At 63.5% G+C, this 18360-nt stretch carries 17 protein-coding genes; 12 read left to right on the forward strand and 5 right to left on the reverse strand.

The features are described 5' to 3' along the window. Positions 1-657 precede the first annotated feature (657 nt). Positions 658-1731 carry a P-loop NTPase gene (locus tag ACO07D_RS19945; RefSeq protein WP_421704676.1) on the reverse strand — a complete coding sequence of 358 codons (1074 nt, stop codon included), beginning with the start codon at positions 1729-1731 and terminating at the stop codon, positions 658-660. A 345-nt stretch (positions 1732-2076) separates the two neighbouring features. Here ACO07D_RS19945 and ACO07D_RS19950 point away from each other — a divergent pair, with 345 nt between their 5' ends. Further along, positions 2077-2292: a DUF1127 domain-containing protein gene (locus tag ACO07D_RS19950; protein ID WP_421704677.1), complete on the forward strand. Its 216-nt coding sequence runs from the start codon at positions 2077-2079 to the stop codon at positions 2290-2292. A gap of 399 nt (positions 2293-2691) precedes the next feature. On the opposite strand, the gene ACO07D_RS19955 is transcribed toward ACO07D_RS19950, so the two are convergent. Both ACO07D_RS19955 and ACO07D_RS19960 read right to left on the reverse strand, forming a co-directional pair. Beyond that, the gene (locus tag ACO07D_RS19955) at positions 2692-3204 is read right to left on the reverse strand and encodes a Hint domain-containing protein (RefSeq protein ID WP_421704678.1); all 513 of its coding nucleotides are present in this window, start codon (positions 3202-3204) and stop codon (positions 2692-2694) included. A 604-nt stretch (positions 3205-3808) separates the two neighbouring features. After that, entirely contained in the window at positions 3809-6274 is a 2466-nt protein-coding gene (locus ACO07D_RS19960; RefSeq protein WP_421704679.1) for an ATP-dependent helicase, read from the reverse strand. Positions 6275-6722: 448 nt separating this feature from the next. On the opposite strand from ACO07D_RS19960, the gene topA reads away from it, so the two are divergent. From topA to ACO07D_RS19995, 7 genes are all read left to right on the forward strand, one after another. After that, on the forward strand, positions 6723-9290 hold the full coding sequence (gene topA / locus ACO07D_RS19965; protein WP_421704680.1) for a type I DNA topoisomerase: 2568 nt from the start codon (positions 6723-6725) through the stop codon (positions 9288-9290). Between the two features lie 48 nt (positions 9291-9338). Continuing rightward, the gene (locus ACO07D_RS19970) at positions 9339-9764 is read left to right on the forward strand and encodes a hypothetical protein (RefSeq protein WP_421704681.1); all 426 of its coding nucleotides are present in this window, start codon (positions 9339-9341) and stop codon (positions 9762-9764) included. A gap of 93 nt (positions 9765-9857) precedes the next feature. After that, positions 9858-10553 (forward strand): CoA transferase subunit A, encoded by a 696-nt coding sequence (locus ACO07D_RS19975; protein ID WP_421704682.1) that lies wholly within the window; start codon positions 9858-9860, stop codon positions 10551-10553. Between the two features lie 4 nt (positions 10554-10557). Continuing rightward, complete coding sequence (locus ACO07D_RS19980) at positions 10558-11184, forward strand: CoA transferase subunit B (RefSeq protein WP_421704683.1); 627 nt, start codon at positions 10558-10560, stop codon at positions 11182-11184. 212 nt (positions 11185-11396) lie between these two features. After that, complete coding sequence (locus ACO07D_RS19985; protein WP_421704684.1) at positions 11397-11696, forward strand: hypothetical protein; 300 nt, start codon at positions 11397-11399, stop codon at positions 11694-11696. An 85-nt stretch (positions 11697-11781) separates the two neighbouring features. Continuing rightward, on the forward strand, positions 11782-13098 hold the full coding sequence (locus ACO07D_RS19990; protein WP_421704685.1) for an FAD-binding protein: 1317 nt from the start codon (positions 11782-11784) through the stop codon (positions 13096-13098). Then, positions 13095-13847, forward strand: coding sequence for an SDR family oxidoreductase (locus tag ACO07D_RS19995; RefSeq protein ID WP_421704686.1), 753 nt, complete (start codon positions 13095-13097; stop codon positions 13845-13847). Before ACO07D_RS19990 ends, ACO07D_RS19995 begins: the two co-directional genes overlap by 4 nt. 102 nt (positions 13848-13949) lie before the next feature. Here the strand turns inward: ACO07D_RS19995 and ACO07D_RS20000 are convergent, their stop codons facing one another. Further along, positions 13950-15377 carry a UbiA family prenyltransferase gene (locus tag ACO07D_RS20000; RefSeq protein WP_421704687.1) on the reverse strand — a complete coding sequence of 476 codons (1428 nt, stop codon included), beginning with the start codon at positions 15375-15377 and terminating at the stop codon, positions 13950-13952. Then, positions 15370-16182, reverse strand: a complete 813-nt coding sequence (locus ACO07D_RS20005) for a transglycosylase SLT domain-containing protein (RefSeq protein WP_421704688.1) — start codon at positions 16180-16182, stop codon at positions 15370-15372. Before ACO07D_RS20005 ends, ACO07D_RS20000 begins: the two co-directional genes overlap by 8 nt. Before the next feature lie 352 nt (positions 16183-16534). Between ACO07D_RS20005 and ACO07D_RS20010 the strand changes: the two genes are divergently transcribed. The 4 genes from ACO07D_RS20010 to cpaB all read left to right on the forward strand — a co-directional run bounded on the left by ACO07D_RS20010 (position 16535) and on the right by cpaB (position 18284). After that, the gene (locus ACO07D_RS20010; protein ID WP_421704689.1) at positions 16535-16726 is read left to right on the forward strand and encodes a Flp family type IVb pilin; all 192 of its coding nucleotides are present in this window, start codon (positions 16535-16537) and stop codon (positions 16724-16726) included. 55 nt (positions 16727-16781) lie between these two features. Continuing rightward, positions 16782-16973 (forward strand): Flp family type IVb pilin, encoded by a 192-nt coding sequence (locus tag ACO07D_RS20015; protein WP_421704689.1) that lies wholly within the window; start codon positions 16782-16784, stop codon positions 16971-16973. Positions 16974-17028: 55 nt separating this feature from the next. Beyond that, on the forward strand, positions 17029-17220 hold the full coding sequence (locus ACO07D_RS20020) for a Flp family type IVb pilin (protein ID WP_421704689.1): 192 nt from the start codon (positions 17029-17031) through the stop codon (positions 17218-17220). A gap of 215 nt (positions 17221-17435) precedes the next feature. Then, positions 17436-18284, forward strand: a complete 849-nt coding sequence (cpaB, locus tag ACO07D_RS20025) for a Flp pilus assembly protein CpaB (protein ID WP_421704690.1) — start codon at positions 17436-17438, stop codon at positions 18282-18284. Positions 18285-18360: the final 76 nt, after the last annotated feature.

The following is an 18360-nucleotide window of genomic DNA, read 5'->3' on the forward strand; positions in this document are numbered from 1 at the left end:
CGGAGCCCTGAAACGAAAACGACGGATTGAGCTGCTGCCACATGCCCAATCCGCCGCCCTCGTCCCGTTTCCGGGTGTCCAGCTGCGCGCGCCACCTGGGGGGATGTCTGCTCGCGAGCGCGCCGGATCTCTTGGTTCGATGAAGGCGGATGCCTGTATGAAACCTGACTTGGGAGTGTCGTTTTATTTGGGGTCTTGGGGGTGCCCCGTTTTTTTCGTTCCCGTCTTCATCGTGTAATCAAGGGATACGCCGGGAATTCATGGGACGCAATACCTTTTTATGGGAATTTCTTGCCCTACCTTGCCCAACTCGTGCCGCAAGCGCAAGATTTTGTTGGAACTTTTGTGAACAAATGGGAACACCTAGCGGAGAACAGCAGAAGTACACACCAGATATAGACAGGTGAAATCGGTGCAGAAATTTCCCACTTTTTCCCGGTAGATTCGACATTCACTCGAATTTCCCATGGTTTCCCCACCGAATTCCACCGGTTTTCGGGTCCATCCCATACGATCCTACCCGCCGATTCGGGCAAAACACCCCTCCCGACCCATGAAATCCCATGGCCCGTCCCATGCTTTCCCACTCCGGGGCCTCGGCAAAGAAAAACCCCGGCGCAGAGGCCGGGGTTTCTGGGATCATATGGGAAGGTGGGGTCAGGCGACGCCCTGCGCCACCAAGTCTGCGGCCAGTTTGGCGTAGGCCTCGGCCACAGCACCGTCACCGGCGGCAATCGGCGTGCCCGCGTCCCCGGCCAGACGCACGTCCAGCGCCAGGGGGATCTCGCCCATGAAGGGCAGGCCCAGCGCGTCGGCCTCGGCGCGCACGCCGCCATGGCCGAACAGATGCGCCTCGTGCCCACAGCTGGGACAGACATAGGTGGACATGTTCTCAATGAGACCCAGCACCGGCACGTCGACCTTGTTGAACATGTCGATCGCCTTCTTGGCATCCAGCAGCGCCACGTCCTGCGGCGTGGACACGACCAGCGCACCGGTCATGTTGGTTTTCTGGCTCAGCGTCAGCTGCACATCCCCGGTGCCCGGCGGAAGGTCGACGATCAGCACATCCAGCGGCGCCCAGTCGACCTGGAACAGGAGCTGCTGCAACGCGCCGATCAGCATGGGACCGCGCCAGACCACCGATTGATCCGGATCGATCAGCAGGCCGATCGAGATCATCTTGACGCCATGTGCCTCGACCGGAACCATCGCCTTGCCGTCCGGCGTGGTGCGCGGCTTGTTGTCATTGCCCATCATGCGGGGCTGCGACGGGCCCAGAATATCGGCGTCCAGAATGCCGACCTTGCGGCCCTGTTTCGCCAGCGCCACGGCCAGGTTCGAGGTCAGGGTGGACTTGCCCACCCCGCCCTTGCCCGAGGCCACGGCCAGAATGTTGGTCACACCAGCGACCGCTTCGGGCCCGGCCTGGGGCTTGGCATGCCCGCCCACCTTCAGCTGCGGCGGCTGTTTCGCGGGGGCCGCGCCATGGGCGGTCAGGATCACGGTCACCTTCTCGACCCCATCCATCGCGGCCACGGCGGCCTCGGCGGCGTGACGCTGCGGCTCCATCCGCGCGGCGATCTCGGGGCTGGGCGCTTCGATCACGAAGCTGACGTGGCCGCCTTCGATTTTCAGCGCTCGAATCATGTCGCGCGAGGCCAGGTCGCCCCCATCGGGCAACGACACCGTCGCCAGGACATCCATGATCGAGTCGTTCGTGCGGGTCATGCTTTTCTCCGTGCCAAATATAGCTGCCTGTTCGTGCGCCATTACTTGCCCCCTTTTGCGGCAAGGACAAGCCCGCGCGACCAAATGCCCGAGGCAACCTGCCCGAATTCCGGGCGGACCGCAGCGAATTGCGGCAGATCATGCGCAAAAAGCGACAGGGTTAACCCGCTGAAATCACGTGACCTTAGGTCAGCAGCAGGCATGCATTTTCTGCATAGCAGCATTTCTCTTTTCCGGGATTGTGCATCTGCAGCATAGCCCCCATTTTCTTCTCAACAGCGCAGCACGCTAGCGCAAACAGAACTTCTGCGCCCCGGCGCAACCGACACAGAAACGAGAGAGCCAATGGCTTACGCAACTGAACTCAACGCCGCCCAGGCTCAGCTGACCGACCGGCTGAGCGCCTGGTGGTCGCACCTGCAAGAGGTCCGGGCCCAGCGCAAGCTGTTCACCCAGACCGTGCGTGAACTGAACGAATTGTCCGGCCGCGAACTGGCGGATCTGGGCATCACCCGCAGCGAGATCCGGCACATCGCCTGGCACGCCGCCTACGGGAAGTAACACAAGGATCGGGCGTTTCCTCCTCCTCCCTGAAACGCCCGTGATTGTCGGCGGGACCTCTCCTCCTCCCTGGTCCCGCCGCACAGAATTCAGATCGGACCTCCCTCTCCTCCTCCCTGGGATGTCTGACACTGGCGGCGGGATCTCCTCCTCCCTGATCCCGCCGTACCGGATACCGAAGGCCCTCTCCTCCTCCCTGGGCTGTTCGGATTGGCGGCGGGGCCTCTCCTCCTCCCTGGCCCCGCCGCTCACCAGATACCGCAAGGCCCTCTCCTCCTCCCTGGGTCATTGCGGGATAGCCGTAGCGCCCTCTCCTCCTCCCTGGGCGCGGCGGCACAGAAGAACGGCGGCGCCCACCTCCTCCCGGGCGTCGCCGTTTTTTGTTTTCGGATATTGGGATTACAGCAGTGCCAGCTCACGATCAGGGCGCGGATCGCGCCCCTCGACCAGGGACAGCAGTTCCACCGCCTCCTGCATCGGGCGGGCGGACAGCTGGTCGGGCTGCCCGGCTCCCGACAGCTCGGGATAGTTGGCGGTGATCTGCCCCGCCTCGCCCAGCACATTGCGCGCGACCTCGCCCAGCCAGAGCGTTTCCACCGGCGCGCCTTCGGCCCGGATCAGGGCGTGCGCGGGGGTGGTCAGGTTCATCCAAGAGACCTGTGGGCAAGGCGCCCAGCGGATCGTGTCGCCATTGATCAGAGATTTGGCAGGCACCAGCACTTCGGAACTGTCATAGAGCAATTGTGCCATCGGATGGGCCAGCAACACCCGATGCTGACCGGACAGGCGCAACGGACGGCGGTTGCCGATGGCGCCGGGCGCGAAGAGCACAGGGGCAGCCGGGCCGATCCCGACCACCTTCCTGCCTCCGATCCAGGTCACCGGCTGTGCCCCGCCATCGACGGTCAGCACCTTGCCCCCCCCGAGTCAGTTCGCCCAACCGCACCGCCCCGCGCGGGGTTTCAATCAGGGTCTCGGCGGCCAGGCAGATATGGCCATAGGTGTTTGCATTGCGATCAGCCGTGTGAAAACGCGGCGTGCCTTGTGCCGCTGCATTGTCATACCACGTCTCAAGGTCATAGTCCGGCGCCCAGCAGACATGCACGGTGTTGCCATCCTGATCCTGGCCCTCGAACACAACGACATTCACACCGTTGCTGTAGGTGTCCGAGCGCAGCACCTCCGCACCATCGAGGGTCACGGTATTGCCGGACGGGTCGGTGTATTCCAGGTCGTAGGTTTCGCCGGGATTGAACTGGTAAGGATCCGGATCGCCGACATTCGGCGTCACGCTTAACCCGGTCGTGTCCGTTGGCGGCCCATCAAATGTACTGGACCCACCGGAGGTGTTCACATTTCCCCCGGTGGCCACGCCAAACTGGCTGTCTACGGCGTCGATTGCCATCTGCGCATCCCCACTTGCTGGGGACAGCATCGGCAAAAACCGCTAAGAACCAGTTTATTTCAAACTGGAATTGCCAGACATTTTAAGAGGTTACTCACCCAACACGGGAGTTCAGAAGGGCACGTCCCCGGCCTTGTCCGCAGGCACGATGAATTTTGCCACGACCTTCTTGGACCCGGCCTTGTCGAATTCGATATCCAGCTTGTCGCCCTCGATCCCCATGATGGTGCCGTAGCCGAATTTGGTATGGAATACGCGGTCGCCGGTGCTGAAAGCGCTGACCGCCTCCAGGTCGATCACCACGTTGCGCCCCTCGTTTGGGGCGGGCTTTGCACGCAGGCGGCCCTGGGCGGCCATGCGTTTCCAGCCCGGCGAATTGTAGGCATCCGCCCGATGCGCGCGTTCTTCAAGCTGCGAGGGCGCGCCGCCGGGCATGCTATTATAGAGCCCGGACGACGAGCGCAGCACCTCGACATGTTCCTCTGGCAGTTCGTCGATGAACCGCGAGGGCAGCTGGCTTTGCCACTGGCCATAGACCAGGCGGTTCTGCGCAAAGGAGATGGTGCAGACCTCCTCGGCCCGGGTAATGCCCACATAGGCCAGGCGGCGTTCTTCCTCCAGCCCCTTGAGGCCGGTTTCATCCATCGAACGCTGCGAGGGGAACAGCCCATCCTCCCACCCCGGCAGGAAGACCGCGGGGTATTCCAGACCCTTGGCGGCGTGCAGGGTCATGATGGTGACCTTCTCCTCCGCCTCCTCGGTGTCATTGTCCATGATCAGGCTGACATGCTCCAGGAATCCTTGCAGATTCTCGAAACTTTCCAGGGCCTTGACCAGTTCCTTGAGGTTCTCCAGCCGCCCCGGCGCCTCCGGTGTCTTGTCATTCTGCCACATGGCGGTGTAGCCGCTTTCGTCCAGGATCACCTCGGCCAGTTCGACATGGGTCTTGGGCAGGTCCGCAGGCAGATCACCAAGGTTCAGCGTCAACGTGCCCTCGTCGTCCACCACCGCATCCTCATCCGTCGCAGGCTGCGCGTGCAGGTGCACGATAGCCGCCCAGCGGTCGAGCTGCTGCACCAGTTGCCCGAGTGATTTGCCACCCTTGCCCTTGATCAGCCCTTCCGAGGCACAGATGCGCGCGCCTTCGACCAGCGAGACGCCGTTTTGCCGCGCGGTCACCTGGATCGTCTGCACCGCCTTGTCGCCCAGCCCCCGGCGCGGCGTGTTGACGATGCGTTCGAACGCCAGGTCGTCGTCTTGGGACACGGCCAGGCGGAAATAGGCCATGGCATCGCGGATCTCCATGCGTTCATAGAACCGCGGGCCGCCGATGACGCGGTACGGCAAACCGATGGTTAGGAAGCGGTCCTCGAAGGCGCGCATCTGGTGGCTCGCACGCACGAGGATCGCCATGTCGTCCAGAGATTTCGGGTCGATCCCCCGGGTGCCGCGTTGCAGGGCCTCCAGCTCTTCGCCAACCCAGCGCGCCTCTTCCTCGCCATCCCAGTGGCCGATCAGGCGGACCTTTTCGCCACCTTCCTTCTGGGTCCAAAGCTCTTTGCCCAGCCGGTCCTCATTGCCGCGAATGACGCCGGAGGCGGCGGCCAGAATGTGGGGCGTGGAGCGGTAATTCTGCTCCAGCCGCACCACCTTCGCGCCGGGAAAATCCTTTTCGAACTTGAGGATATTGCCGACCTCGGCGCCGCGCCAGCCATAGATCGACTGGTCATCATCGCCCACGCAGCAGATGTTCTTGTGCGCCTGTGCCAGCAGCCGCAACCAGAGATACTGCGCCGTGTTCGTATCCTGATACTCGTCGACCAGGATATAGCGGAACCAGCTTTGATAACGTTGCAGAATATCCGGGTAGTTCTGGAAGATCGTGACCATATGCAACAGCAGGTCACCGAAGTCGGTCGCGTTCAGCTCTTTCAGCCGGGTCTGGTACTGGGCGTAGAGTTCCGTGCCACGGTTGTTGAAGGCCGCAGCCTCACTGGTCGGCACGTTCTCAGGCGTCCAGGCGCGGTTCTTCCAGCCATCAATGATCCCGGACAGAAGCCGCGTAGGCCAGCGCTTCTCGTCGATATTGCTGGCGATGATCAGCTGCTTCAGCAGCCGGTTCTGGTCGTCCGTGTCGAGGATGGTGAAATTCGATTTCAGCCCGACCAGTTCAGCGTGGCGGCGCAGCAGTTTCACACAGATAGAGTGGAAGGTGCCCATCCAGGGCATGCCCTCGACCGGGCCGCCCAGGTTGCGTGCCACCCGTTCCTTCATCTCGCGCGCAGCCTTGTTGGTAAAGGTGACGGCCAGGATCTCATTCGTCTGGGCGCGGCGCGTGTGCAAGAGATGCGCAATGCGCGTGGTCAGCGCCTTTGTCTTGCCCGTGCCCGCCCCTGCCAGCATCAGGACCGGCCCGTCCAATGCCTCGACCGCTTCGCGTTGCGCTTCGTTCAGGTCGTCGAGGTAGGGAAAATCTGCGCGCCCAGGCACCATGCCCATCGCGCGTTGGGACAGGGGCACACGGGAATCGCCCGCATCAATCAGGTCGTCGTCATCGGGGGCAGATCGCGCGCCCATCGCCACCCCCGTCACGCCCTGCGCCAGCGGCAGATTCGACGATCCCGTCCAGTTATCTGACTCATCATTTAGGTCGTTATCCAGATCGACAACCTCTTGATCGGTGCCCGATCGCCGCGCAGTGCCAAGACCCGCAGCTCCTCGACGCTTCGGCTGATTCTTTTCAGCTCCCGTCCAGTCTTCGCTAGATGTGTCAAAAAGTTTGTCATTCTTGGTGCTGTTCATAGGCTCTTCTTAGCAACGCGCGGCGCGCAGGGGAAGAGCACGTTCCACATCTGTTCCCTCCTTCCCAAAAATCCCGCACAAAATCCCGCCCCCTACGGGGGCGCGCTCATATGCCCCCTATTATAAGGAGTGCGGCCATTGACAAGCTGCCCCCTCCCGACCCATCTAGCCGGTCAGAACGCCCGGCGCGCGAACCGGGACCATGTGAGTCGAGAGGAACCGTATGCCCGTCGTCGTTGTAGAAAGCCCGGCCAAGGCCAAAACCATCAACAAGTACCTCGGCAAGGATTATACGGTGCTGGCCTCCTACGGCCACGTGCGCGACCTGCCCGCCAAGGATGGTTCGGTCGATACGGACAACGGGTTCGACATGACCTGGGAGGTCGGCTACGACTCGCGCAAGCACGTCAAGGCCATCGCCGACGCGCTGAAGGACGACAACAACCTGATCCTCGCGACCGACCCCGACCGCGAGGGCGAGGCGATCTCCTGGCACCTGGAAGAAGCGCTGCGCAAGCGGCGCGCGGTGAAGAAGGACACGCCGGTCAGCCGCGTGGTCTTCAACGCGATCACCAAATCCGCCGTCACCGAAGCGATGCAGAACCCGCGCGACGTGGATCAGGACCTGGTCGACGCCTACCTGGCGCGCCGCGCGCTCGACTATCTGGTCGGCTTCAACCTGAGCCCGGTGCTGTGGCGCAAACTGCCCGGCGCGCGCTCGGCGGGCCGCGTGCAATCGGTCTGCCTGCGCCTGATCGTCGAACGTGAACAGGAAATCGAAGCCTTCAACGCCCGTGAGTACTGGTCGGTGAAGGCGCTGCTGACCTCGCCCCGGGGCCAGGAATACGAGGCGCGGCTGACGCATCTGTCCGGCAAGAAGCTGGAACGCTACGACCTGGAGAACTCGACCGCCGCCGAAATGGCGGTGCAGGCGATTTCCTCGCGCGATCTGACCGTGCAGTCGGTCGAGGCGAAACCGGCGACCCGCAACCCCTCACCGCCTTTCATGACCTCGACCCTGCAGCAGGAAGCCAGCCGCAAGTTTGGTTTCGGCGCACGTCAGACGATGAGCACCGCCCAGCGCCTCTACGAAGCTGGCTACATCACCTATATGCGGACCGACGGTATCGACATGGCGCCGGAGGCCGTGGCCGCCGCGCGTGACGCGATCAAGGATCGTTACGGCGCAGAATTCGTGCCCGACAGCCCCCGCATCTACAAGAACAAGGCCAAGAACGCGCAGGAAGCGCACGAATGTATCCGCCCGACGGACATGACCGTGGCCGCCAATGATCTGGCGCGTTTGGAGCCCGATCAGCGCAAGCTCTATGACCTGATCTGGAAACGTACCCTGGCCTCGCAAATGGCCTCGGCGCGGCTGGAGCGTACCTCGGTCGATATCGCCTCTGGCGACGGCGAGGTCGTGCTGCGCGCCACCGGTCAGGTGGTTCTGTTCGACGGCTTCCTGAAGGTTTACGAAGAAGGCCGCGACGACGCCGTGGTCGATGACGACGACAAGCGCTTGCCGCAGCTGATGGAAGGCGAGAAGGCCGACAAGCGCTCGGTTTCGCCGGAGCAGCATTTCACCCAACCGCCGCCCCGTTATACCGAAGCCACCCTGGTCAAACGCATGGAAGAGCTGGGCATCGGCCGCCCCTCGACCTACGCCAGCGTCATCACCACGATCCAGGACCGCGAATATGTCCGCAAGGACAAGAACCGCCTGTTCCCCGAGGACAAGGGGCGCATCGTCACCATCTTCCTGATGAATTTCTTTCGCAAATACGTGGGCTATGAGTTCACCGCGAACCTGGAAGAGGAGCTGGACGAAATCTCGGCGGGCGACATGGGCTACAAGGACGTGCTCAGCCGCTTCTGGCGCGACTTCTCGGCCGCAATTGGCGAGACGTCCGAGCTGCGCATCTCGGAAGTGCTGGACAAGCTCGACGAGGCGCTGGCCCCACAGCTTTACCCGCCGCGTGAGGACGGATCGGACCCGCGCATTTGCCCGAAATGCGGCACCGGACAGTTGCACCTGAAAACGTCGCGCACCGGCGGCTTCGTGGGCTGCGGCAACTACCCCGAATGCAACTACACCCGTCCGATCGCCGGGGAAGGCGCCGAGGGTGACGAACGTGTGCTGGGCGAGGATGCAGGTGACGAAATCTGGCTGAAATCCGGTCGCTTCGGGCCCTATGTGCAGCGCGGCGAACCCACGCCCGAAAACAAGAAACCGCCGCGCGCCTCCCTGCCCAAGGGCTGGGACAAGGACGAGATGACGCTTGAGAAGGCGCTGACGCTCCTGTCCCTGCCGCGTCTTGTTGGTGCCCACCCGGAAGGTGGCGAGGTCAAGTCGAACTTCGGTCGCTTTGGGCCTTACATCATGCACCAGGGGCCTGAGGACGCCAAACCGGTCTATGTGAACCTCAAGGACCCGGCGGATGTGTTCGAGATCGGCATGAACCGCGCGGTTGAAATGCTGGCCGAGAAACGCGCCAACCCCGGCCGCCGTGGCGGCGGAACGGCGGCTAAACCTTTGAAGGAACTGGGAGATCACCCGGAAAGCGGCGGACCGGTCAATGTCATGGAAGGCCGCTATGGGCCCTACGTGAAATGGGAAAAGGTCAACGCGACCATCCCCAAGGATGTGAAACCCGAGGACGTGACCATGGAAATGGCCGTGGGCTGGATCGCCGAAAAGGCGGCCAAGAAGAAGCCCACGCGCAAGAAGGCCGCACCGAAGAAAACGGCCGCCAGGAAGACCACCAAGAAGGCCGCCGACGAGGCGTGACAGGCTGGGCTTAATCCCCTGTTAAGCATGAGGTGACAGGGTGGAGGCATGTCCGATGCCCTGCCCATCCTTCCGCGCGACATGCGCCCGTGGCTCTGGCCAGCGACGGTGACGGTGGGATTTGCCGCGCTGATGACCTTCTACGTGGTCTGGTGTTTCGAGACGTCCGTCGGACACAGTGTGCTGCTGGCGGATCGCCTGCCCGCGCCACATCTCCTGATGCTCGCCCTGCCCGTGCTCGCCCACCTGGCGCTTGCCTGGCACTGGCGCAGGGCGCGGCGGTTGAACCTGGCGCTCGCCCTCCTTGGCCTGATCACCTGGCAGCAGGCCACCTACCCCGCCGGGATCGGCCTGCCCGCTATGCTGAACCTGATCCCCGAATGGCAGGACATCACCCTGGCCGCCACACCGCCGGAGCCTCTCTTCGTCGACCCGCTTCCGATCACCCGCGCCGCGCTGACCCCGGATAGGTAGAAATACCATCCCCCGGACCCAACGGGCCCATTTCATTGACTCCACAACGTGCCCACGCCAGAAATGGCGCGGAACTGACGTGAGGACACTTTCATGAACAAGGTATACGGCTCCGCCGCCGAGGCCCTGGACGGGCTTCTGCAGGACGGCATGCTGATCGCCGCCGGGGGCTTCGGCCTGTGCGGCATCCCCGAGCTGCTGCTCGCCGCCATTCGCGATGCGGGCACCAAGGATCTGACCTTCGCTTCAAATAATGCGGGCGTGGACGAGTTTGGCATCGGCATCCTGCTTCAGACCAAGCAGGTCAAGAAGATGATCAGCTCCTACGTGGGCGAGAACGCCGAGTTCATGCGCCAGTACCTCTCGGGCGAGCTGGAACTGGAATTCAACCCGCAGGGCACCCTGGCCGAACGCATGCGTGCCGCCGGGCACGGCATCCCCGGTTTCTACACCAAGACCGGCGTCGGCACCGTGATCGCCGAGGGCAAGGAAGTGAAAACCTTCAACGGCGAGGAGTACATCCTCGAAGAAGGCATCTTCGCCGACCTGTCGATCGTCAAGGCCTGGAAGGCGGACGAGACCGGCAACCTGATCTTCCGCAAGACCGCGCGCAACTTCAACCCGCCGGCCGCCATGTGCGGCAAGACCTGCGTGGTCGAGGTCGAAGAAATCGTGCCCACCGGCAGCCTGGACCCCGACGCGATCCACCTGCCCGGCATCTACGTGCATCGCATCATCCAGGGCGAGCACGAGAAGCGCATCGAACAACGCACCACTCGGGAGGGCTGAGACCATGGCATGGGATCGTAATCAAATGGCCGCCCGCGCGGCGCAGGAGCTGGAAGACGGCATGTATGTGAACCTGGGGATCGGCATTCCGACCCTGGTCTCGAACTACATCCCCGAGGGCATGACCGTGACCCTGCAGTCGGAAAACGGCATGCTGGGCATGGGCCCCTTCCCGACCGAGGACGAGATCGACGCCGACCTGATCAACGCCGGCAAGCAGACCATCACCGAACTGCCCCAGACCGCCTATTTCGATAGCTCGATGAGCTTCGGCATGATCCGCGGCGGCAAGATCGCCATGGCGATCCTGGGCGCGATGGAAGTGGCCGAGAACGGCGATCTGGCGAACTGGATGATCCCCGGCAAGCTGGTGAAGGGCATGGGCGGCGCGATGGACCTGGTCGCCGGTGTGGGCCGCGTGATCGTGGTCATGGACCATTGCAACAAGCACGGCGACACCAAGGTGCTGAAGGAATGTACCCTGCCGCTGACCGGCAAGGGCGTGGTGGACATGATCATCACCGACCTCTGCGTCTTCGAAGTGGAGCACAAGGGGCTGCACATCGTCGAGCTTGCCCCGGGCGTGACCCGCGAGGAAGTGATCGAAAAGACCGAGGCAACCATCGTCTGAACGATGCGACAGAGATCAGAGAGGGCTCCCATCCGGGGGCCCTTTTTGTTTGGGGCGCGGGGGGAGCGGCGGCGGTGTCCTCAACCCAGCCCCTTCTCAACCCCTGAAGAAATACCTATCTCCTTTGCACGCCCCAATTGAACGGAACTGCCCTTTTGAAACCCTGTCCTAATTGTTCGCGTCGCACCTTTTCCTTCACGCACAGATTGCGCATGGCACTGTTTCTGGGCCAGGGGGAATGCCCCGAATGCGGCACGCTGGTGAGACTGGCCGTGCGGGGACGCTGGTTGTTCGGGGTGCTGGTTAGTGTGCTCCTGATGCTGACAACACAGCTGGGCATGTACCTTGCCGGCTGGCCTGGACTGTTGGGGATGCTCGCCCTCGGGCTTGGCAGTGTCTTGCTTCTGGAGGCCGGTTTCGCCCCCGTCGTCCCCGAGGATCGCGCTTTTGACCTGCGCCCCCTGCGCGACCTCTTGACCCGCCTCCTGCGGCAAAGCTCGGCACGTCGCTGATCCCCCATTCACATTCCCCCACCACTTTCATATTGTCGCCCCAATCCTCTGCCACATCGGTGGCGACGTATTTCGGGGGCAGGACATGCGGTTCAAGGACATGGATTATGCGGGCTGGGGGCGGGTCAAGACGGCCTCGGGGGCCATGGCGCGGCCGGAGCGGATGCGTGCCTTGGCGGAGCTGGTAGCCGAGACCCCGGCACCTGCCTTCGGCAACCATCGCTGTTATGGTGATGCAAGCCTGAACGATGGTGGCAAGGCGATCCGCATGACGCGGATGGATCGCATTCTGAGCTTCGACAAGACCACCGGTGTGCTGGAAGCCGAAGCGGGGCTGACCATCGGAGACCTGGCCCGCGTGACCGCGCCGCAGGGTTGGCTGCCTGCCGTCCTGCCCGGCACCGGCTTTGCCACCCTGGGCGGCTGCGCAGCGATGGATGTGCATGGCAAGAACCACCATGTGGCAGGCTCTTTCGGGCAGCACGTGCTCTCCGTGACGCTTCTGCAGGGCGACAAGCGCGTGGTGGCCACGCCCAAGCGCAACAAGGCGCTGTTTCGCGCCACCATGGGGGGGCTCGGTCAAACCGGCGTGATCGCGCAGATGAAACTGCAGCTCAAGCCCTGCCCCGGCACCGTGCTGGAGGTCAAGGAACGCCGTATCGAGTGTTTCGAGGATTTCATTCGCGCGCTGGACGGCAGTCAGTCCGACTATGTGGTCGGCTGGATCGACGCCGCCGCCACCGGCGCCCACCTGGGCCGCGGTGTGCTGGAGGAAGCGCAGCTGACCCGTGGCGACACCCCGCCGCAATCGCACAGCCGCAAGGTGCCGATGGACGCGCCGGGCTTTGCCCTCTCGGCCCCCATCGTGCGCCTGTTCAACGCCGCCTATTACGGGCGCATCCCGCCGGGCGAAGGGCGCACCCGCATTCGCCGGATCGACGATTTCTTCTTCCCGCTGGACATGATCCACGACTGGAACCGGCTCTATGGCAAACGCGGCTTCCACCAGTTCCAATGCGTCGTGCCGCTGGACCAGGTCGCCGCCCTGCGCGAAATCCTGGCCGAGATTGCCGAGGCCCATCTGGCCTCGCCGCTCGCCGTGATCAAACGGCTGGGACCGGGGCGTGCCGGTCACCTTTCCTTCCCGACGGAGGGCTATACGCTCGCCGTGGACCTGCCTGCACGCGAAGGCGTCATTCCGCTGGCGGAACAGCTCGAACAGCTCTGCCGCCAGGCGGGCGGGCGGCTGTACCTTGCCAAGGACGCCCTCGCGCATGGTGAGGCAATCAAGGCGATGTATCCCGAACATGCCGATTGGGCGGCCGAAGTCGCCAAGGCCGACCCCGATGGCGCGTTCGAGACCGACATGACCCGCCGCCTGAACCTGAGGAACGCAACATGAGCGACAGCCAGACCCTGGATCAAACCTGGATCATCCTCGGTGCCACCAGCTCCATGGCGCGTGCCTTCGCCCGCGCTGTCGCCGCCGAGGGCGCAACCGTGCTGCTTGCGGGGCGCGACATGGACGACCTGAACGCCACCGCCGCCGACCTGACCGCCCGGGGCGCCAAGGCCGAGGCCATCCCCTTCGACGCCCGCAAACCGGCAGGGTTCGCCGCCCTCATCGACCGCGCCCGATCCGAGCCCGGGGTGTTGAACGCCGCCGTCTTCGTGGGCTCCATGCCCGATCAGAGCGCCATCGACACCGATCCCACCCTGATCGAGGGCACGGTGAAGGACAGTTTCACCGGCCCCGCCCATGTCCTGCAATTGCTCGCCCCTGAGATCGAGGCGCGCGGCGCGGGCACCATCGTCGGCGTCGGATCGGTCGCGGGCGACCGCGGACGGATCGGCAATTATGTCTACGGCGCCGCCAAGGCGGGCTTCGCAACCTACCTGTCGGGACTCAGGAACCGCCTGACCCGCGCGGGTGGACATGTGATCACGGTCAAGCCCGGCTTCGTCGACACAGCGATGACCTGGGGGATCGAGGGCATGTTCCTCGTCGCCTCCCCAGACGCGGTGGCGCGCGACATCCTCAAGGCCGTCGCCAAGAAGCGCAACGTGATCTACACCCCCTTCTTCTGGCGCTGGATCATGCTGATCATCCGCCTGATCCCGGAACCGGTGTTCAAGAGACTGTCGATCTAAGCCGCCAAGCGCCAGAGATCACCCCGCCCGCCTTTCCCCGGCGCAGCGGGGCGGGTGGGTGGGCGCTGTGCCGGGGAAAGGCGGGCCGCCGCGCGCGCACCCTCAGAACACGCTCTCCCACATGCCCGAGGCAAAGAACATCGCCGCCAGGCACATCAGCAAAAGCCCGATCCCGCGTTTGTCGCGCATGGCAAACAGGATCGGGTCGTAATCCTGCCGCCCCTCGTATCCCAACCGCACCATTCGGATGAGCCAGAGCATCATTGGCACCGCCGCCGCCCAAAGGAACAGGCGCGACGGGTAGAGAGCAATGGCCTGAGGCGAAAACCCGTAGGCGAGGAAGGACAGAACCGCGCCCATCACGCCGATAAGCGCCAGGTTCAGCAATTTCGAACGATCCGCACGGGCGTAGCCGCGCCCCGGCAGGCGTTCGTCATTGCGTGCACGGGTCACCTCGGTCAGGCGTTTCACTGCGCCCAGCGCAGCGAAGGCGGGAAAGATGAAGCCGATCAGGAAGGCGGACACGCCAAGCCCCGTCACAGTGGCGCCCGCCACCACACGTAGCGTGTACAGCGCTGCGAGGATCGCAATATCGACCCAGCGCAGCCGTTTCAGGCGCAGCGAATAAGCCAGCGACAGCAGCATGTAGAGCGCGGTAATGAACAACATCTGCGGCCCCAACAGGGCCGACCCCAGCAGCGCCACCAACCCGGCGGCTGCCCCTGCCCCCATGCCGACCAGCAAAGGCACCGCCCCGCTGGCGAAAGGGCGGAAGCGTTTGGTCGCGTGTAGTCGGTCTGCCTCCAGATCCAGCAGATCGTTGGCCACATAGATCGACGAGGCGGCGGCCGAGAAGCAGATCATGCCAAGCACGACCATACCCAGCGTGGCCCAGGTGAAATCATGGGCCGCCAACATCGGCAGCAGCAGAAGGATGTTCTTGACCCATTGATGCGGACGCAGCGCGCGCGCAAGATCGCGCCAGCGCCAGGTGCCGTCGAAGCTTTGCACCGGCTTGCCCGCCGCCGCCATGGCCTTGGCCGAACTCTCGTCCCCCACGACGATGGCCGTGTCCGCGCGTTCCCAGATTGCACGGTCCACCGGCTCGTTACCGGCGTAATCGAACCCACCTTCGCCATAGGCCGCGACCAGCGCTTCTGCTTTGGCCGTTCCCTTGAGGTTGGTGCCGTTTTCGGAGCCGAACACCTTCCCTTCCAGCCCATGATCCACGGCGAGCCGTTCGACCAGCTCGCGGTCTGACGCAGAGGCGAAAACCACCTCCCGCCCTTCGTTGCGCGCGATCTGCGCCAGTTCGGCGATCTCGGCGTGGACCGGCATCAGATCGGTGCGGGGTTGGCCGATGCGCGCCAGTTCCGCCTTCAGGCGGGGCCGGTCGCCCAGGTGCCGCAGTGAGGCGGCGATCGTGGCAATCGGGTGCTTGCCCATGCCCGCCCAAAAGCTCTCCACCAGCATATCGGTGCGCAGGAAGGTGCCGTCGACATCCAGCACCAGCGGGGTCTTGTCAGCCATTCGTTGCCTCCCGCACCGCAAAGACGCAGCCGTCAGTGATCAGCTCCGGTCGAGTTAGGCAGAGACCGCGTGCGACTTGCCAGGCGGCCAGGACCTTCGGCACGTATGCGCGGGTCTCGGCGTACGGCGGCACGCCGCCGTGATCGCCCACCGCGTTCTCGCCCGCGTTGTAGCCCGCAAGCGCCAGGATCACGTCGCGGTCGAAATGGTTAATCAGCCAGGACAGGTATTTCACCCCACCCGCGATATTCTGCGCGGGATCGGTGGCGTCTTCGACCCCGAAGCGTGCAGCGGTGTCGGGGATCAGTTGCATCAAACCCTGCGCACCCTTGCCGCTTTCCGCCGTCACCCGGCCCGAGCTTTCCACCGCAATCAGCGCGACAACCAGCGCCGGGCTGACATCGGTGCCGACGGTGGCTTTCAGGATCTCGGCCCCATGGACGGCGGCAATGTCCTGCAGGTGTTGCAAACGTGGCTGCGGCAACCCGTCACGCGCGTCCAGGGCCTCCATCGCGCGGGCCATGTTCTCCGCCCCGCCCTGATCAGCCTCGGCGCGCACGGTGGTCCAGAACCATTCCCACCCGGTCGCTGCAGCCGCAGGCACATCCGCCTCGGTGGCTGCCTCGGGCGCCGGGGTGGGTGTCGCCGGATCCACTTGCACTGTGATGCGCGGGCCGCTTTGGCCAGGCGTCGGCACGCCGACACGTTTGAAGGTGAACTCGGGCCAAGGCGCAGGCCCTTCGGCCATAGCCGGCACCGCCCCCAGCAGGGATGAGATCAAATACATATGAAGAAAGCGACGCATGCGCGCCTCGCTCGTCTGCCTCGGGTCTATCGTTTTGCGAAAACATCGCAGACTCGGGCCGAAAGGGCCAGTTTTTCCTGCGTTTCGCGCAGACGTTAACCAACTCTTCACCCTGATTTTGCAAGAAAGATTAAGGCGCGTTAATTTTTAAATCGTTTATTTTCAATACACTAAGTCGAATTCATTCGATTTTAGTAACTTGCCCAAAAACGTACGAAAGCCGCCCAAATCCTGCCCCAATCAAAGGGCCATATATCCCCATGCCAAGCAGCAAACGGACCGGTTCACAGGCGGTTCATGATGAGCTCGGTGAAAACTGACACAGACTGAACACCCATCGGAGGGACACAAGATGAAACTGTTCAACAAATTCTTCAAAGACGAATCCGGCGCCGTGACCGTTGACTGGGTCGTGCTGACCGCCGCCATCGTGGGCCTGGGCATCGCCGTGCTGACCTCGGTCTCGACCGGCACCACCAACCTGGCCGGCACCATCTCGAGCGAGCTGGAAGGCATGGACATCATGGATCACACCGGCTCGTAAGACCCGCGTGATCTGATCAAGAATATCAAGCGATACGCTTAACGGAGACAAGACAATGAAACTGTTCAACAAATTCTTCAAAGACGAATCCGGCGCCGTGACCGTGGACTGGGTCGTTCTGACCGCCGCCATCGTGGGTCTGGGCATCGCCGTGCTGACCTCGGTTTCGACCGGCACCACCAACCTGGCCGGCACCATCTCGAGCGAGCTGGAAGGCATGGACATCATGGATCACACCGGCTCGTAAGACCCGCGTGATCTGATCAAGAATATCAAGCGATACGCTTAACGGAGACAAGACAATGAAACTGTTCAACAAATTCTTCAAAGACGAATCCGGCGCCGTGACCGTGGACTGGGTCGTTCTGACCGCCGCCATCGTGGGTCTGGGCATCGCCGTGCTGACCTCGGTTTCGACCGGCACCACCAACCTGGCCGGCACCATCTCGAGCGAGCTGGAAGGCATGGACATCATGGATCACACCGGCTCGTAAGCCACGGTGACCTGACCTGAACAAGGGGCGCGCCGGATCCCGGCGCGCCCTGCTTTTGTAAGCGGATACCGGGCCGCCCTGCCCGGCCCGCGTGGAGAATTCCATCGGTTTTCTTCCTTTGTCCCCAATTCTGCCGCAATTGCACGCAAGTGTGGACGGGACGACGAGTGTAAACGGCCGGAGATTGCCCGGTCATGTAAGGGAAAGGACAGGACATGCGATTGATTTTCGGATTGGTGCTGGTGTTGGGCGTGGCCCTGGCTGGCGGCGCGGTCTACCTTGCGAAAAACCAGATGGGGGCCTACCAGGCCCGGCTTTCCGCAGCTGAACGCGCCCGCGCGCAGATGGTCAAGACAGTCGAGGTGCTGGTACTGACCAAGGCACTGCGCTATGGCGACCAGGTGACCGCCGAAGATGTGCGCGTGGTCAAATGGCCCGAGGATGCGATCCCGGAAGGCGCCTTCCAGAAAACCGAAGACCTGTTCCCTGTCGGCAAGGACGAATTCCGCACCGTTCTGCGCGCGATGGAAAAGGACGAGGCGGTGCTGGCGGTGAAAGTCACCGAACCCGGCGCCGATGCTGGCGTCAGCGCGCGGCTCTCCGCGGGCATGCGCGCCTTTGCCATCAAGGTCGACGTCGCTTCGGGCGTGTCGGGCTTCCTGCGTCCGGGGGACCGTGTGGACGTCTATTGGACTGGCCGCGCCGGGAGCGAGGGACGCACCGATGTGACCAAGTTGATCGAGGCCTCCCTGCCCCTGATCGCGATTGACCAGACCGCCGATGGCGACCGGTCCTCGCCGACCATTGCCCGCACGGTTACGGTCGAGGCCACGCCGCGCCAGGTCGCAGCCTTGGCCCAGGCGCAAAGCTCGGGCAAACTCAGCCTGGCTCTGGTCGGCGCGCGCGACGATACGGTGTCCAGCGCGGTCGAGATCGACCAGAACATGCTCCTGGGCATTACCGAAGAGGCTGAGGTGGTCGAAGCGGCCCCTGAACAGGCCTGCTATATCTTCCAGACCCGCGGCACCGAACGCATCAAAACCGAGATCCCCTGCACCAACTGATCAGGTTCGGATCCAGAGACAGTGAACAGCGGCCACCCGACCTAGCGCGGGTGGCCGTTTGCATGTCCAGATATAG

Source organism: Aliiroseovarius sp., from assembly GCF_965228805.1.
In the GTDB taxonomy this organism is placed as follows: Bacteria; Pseudomonadota; Alphaproteobacteria; order Rhodobacterales; family Rhodobacteraceae; genus JASBTN01.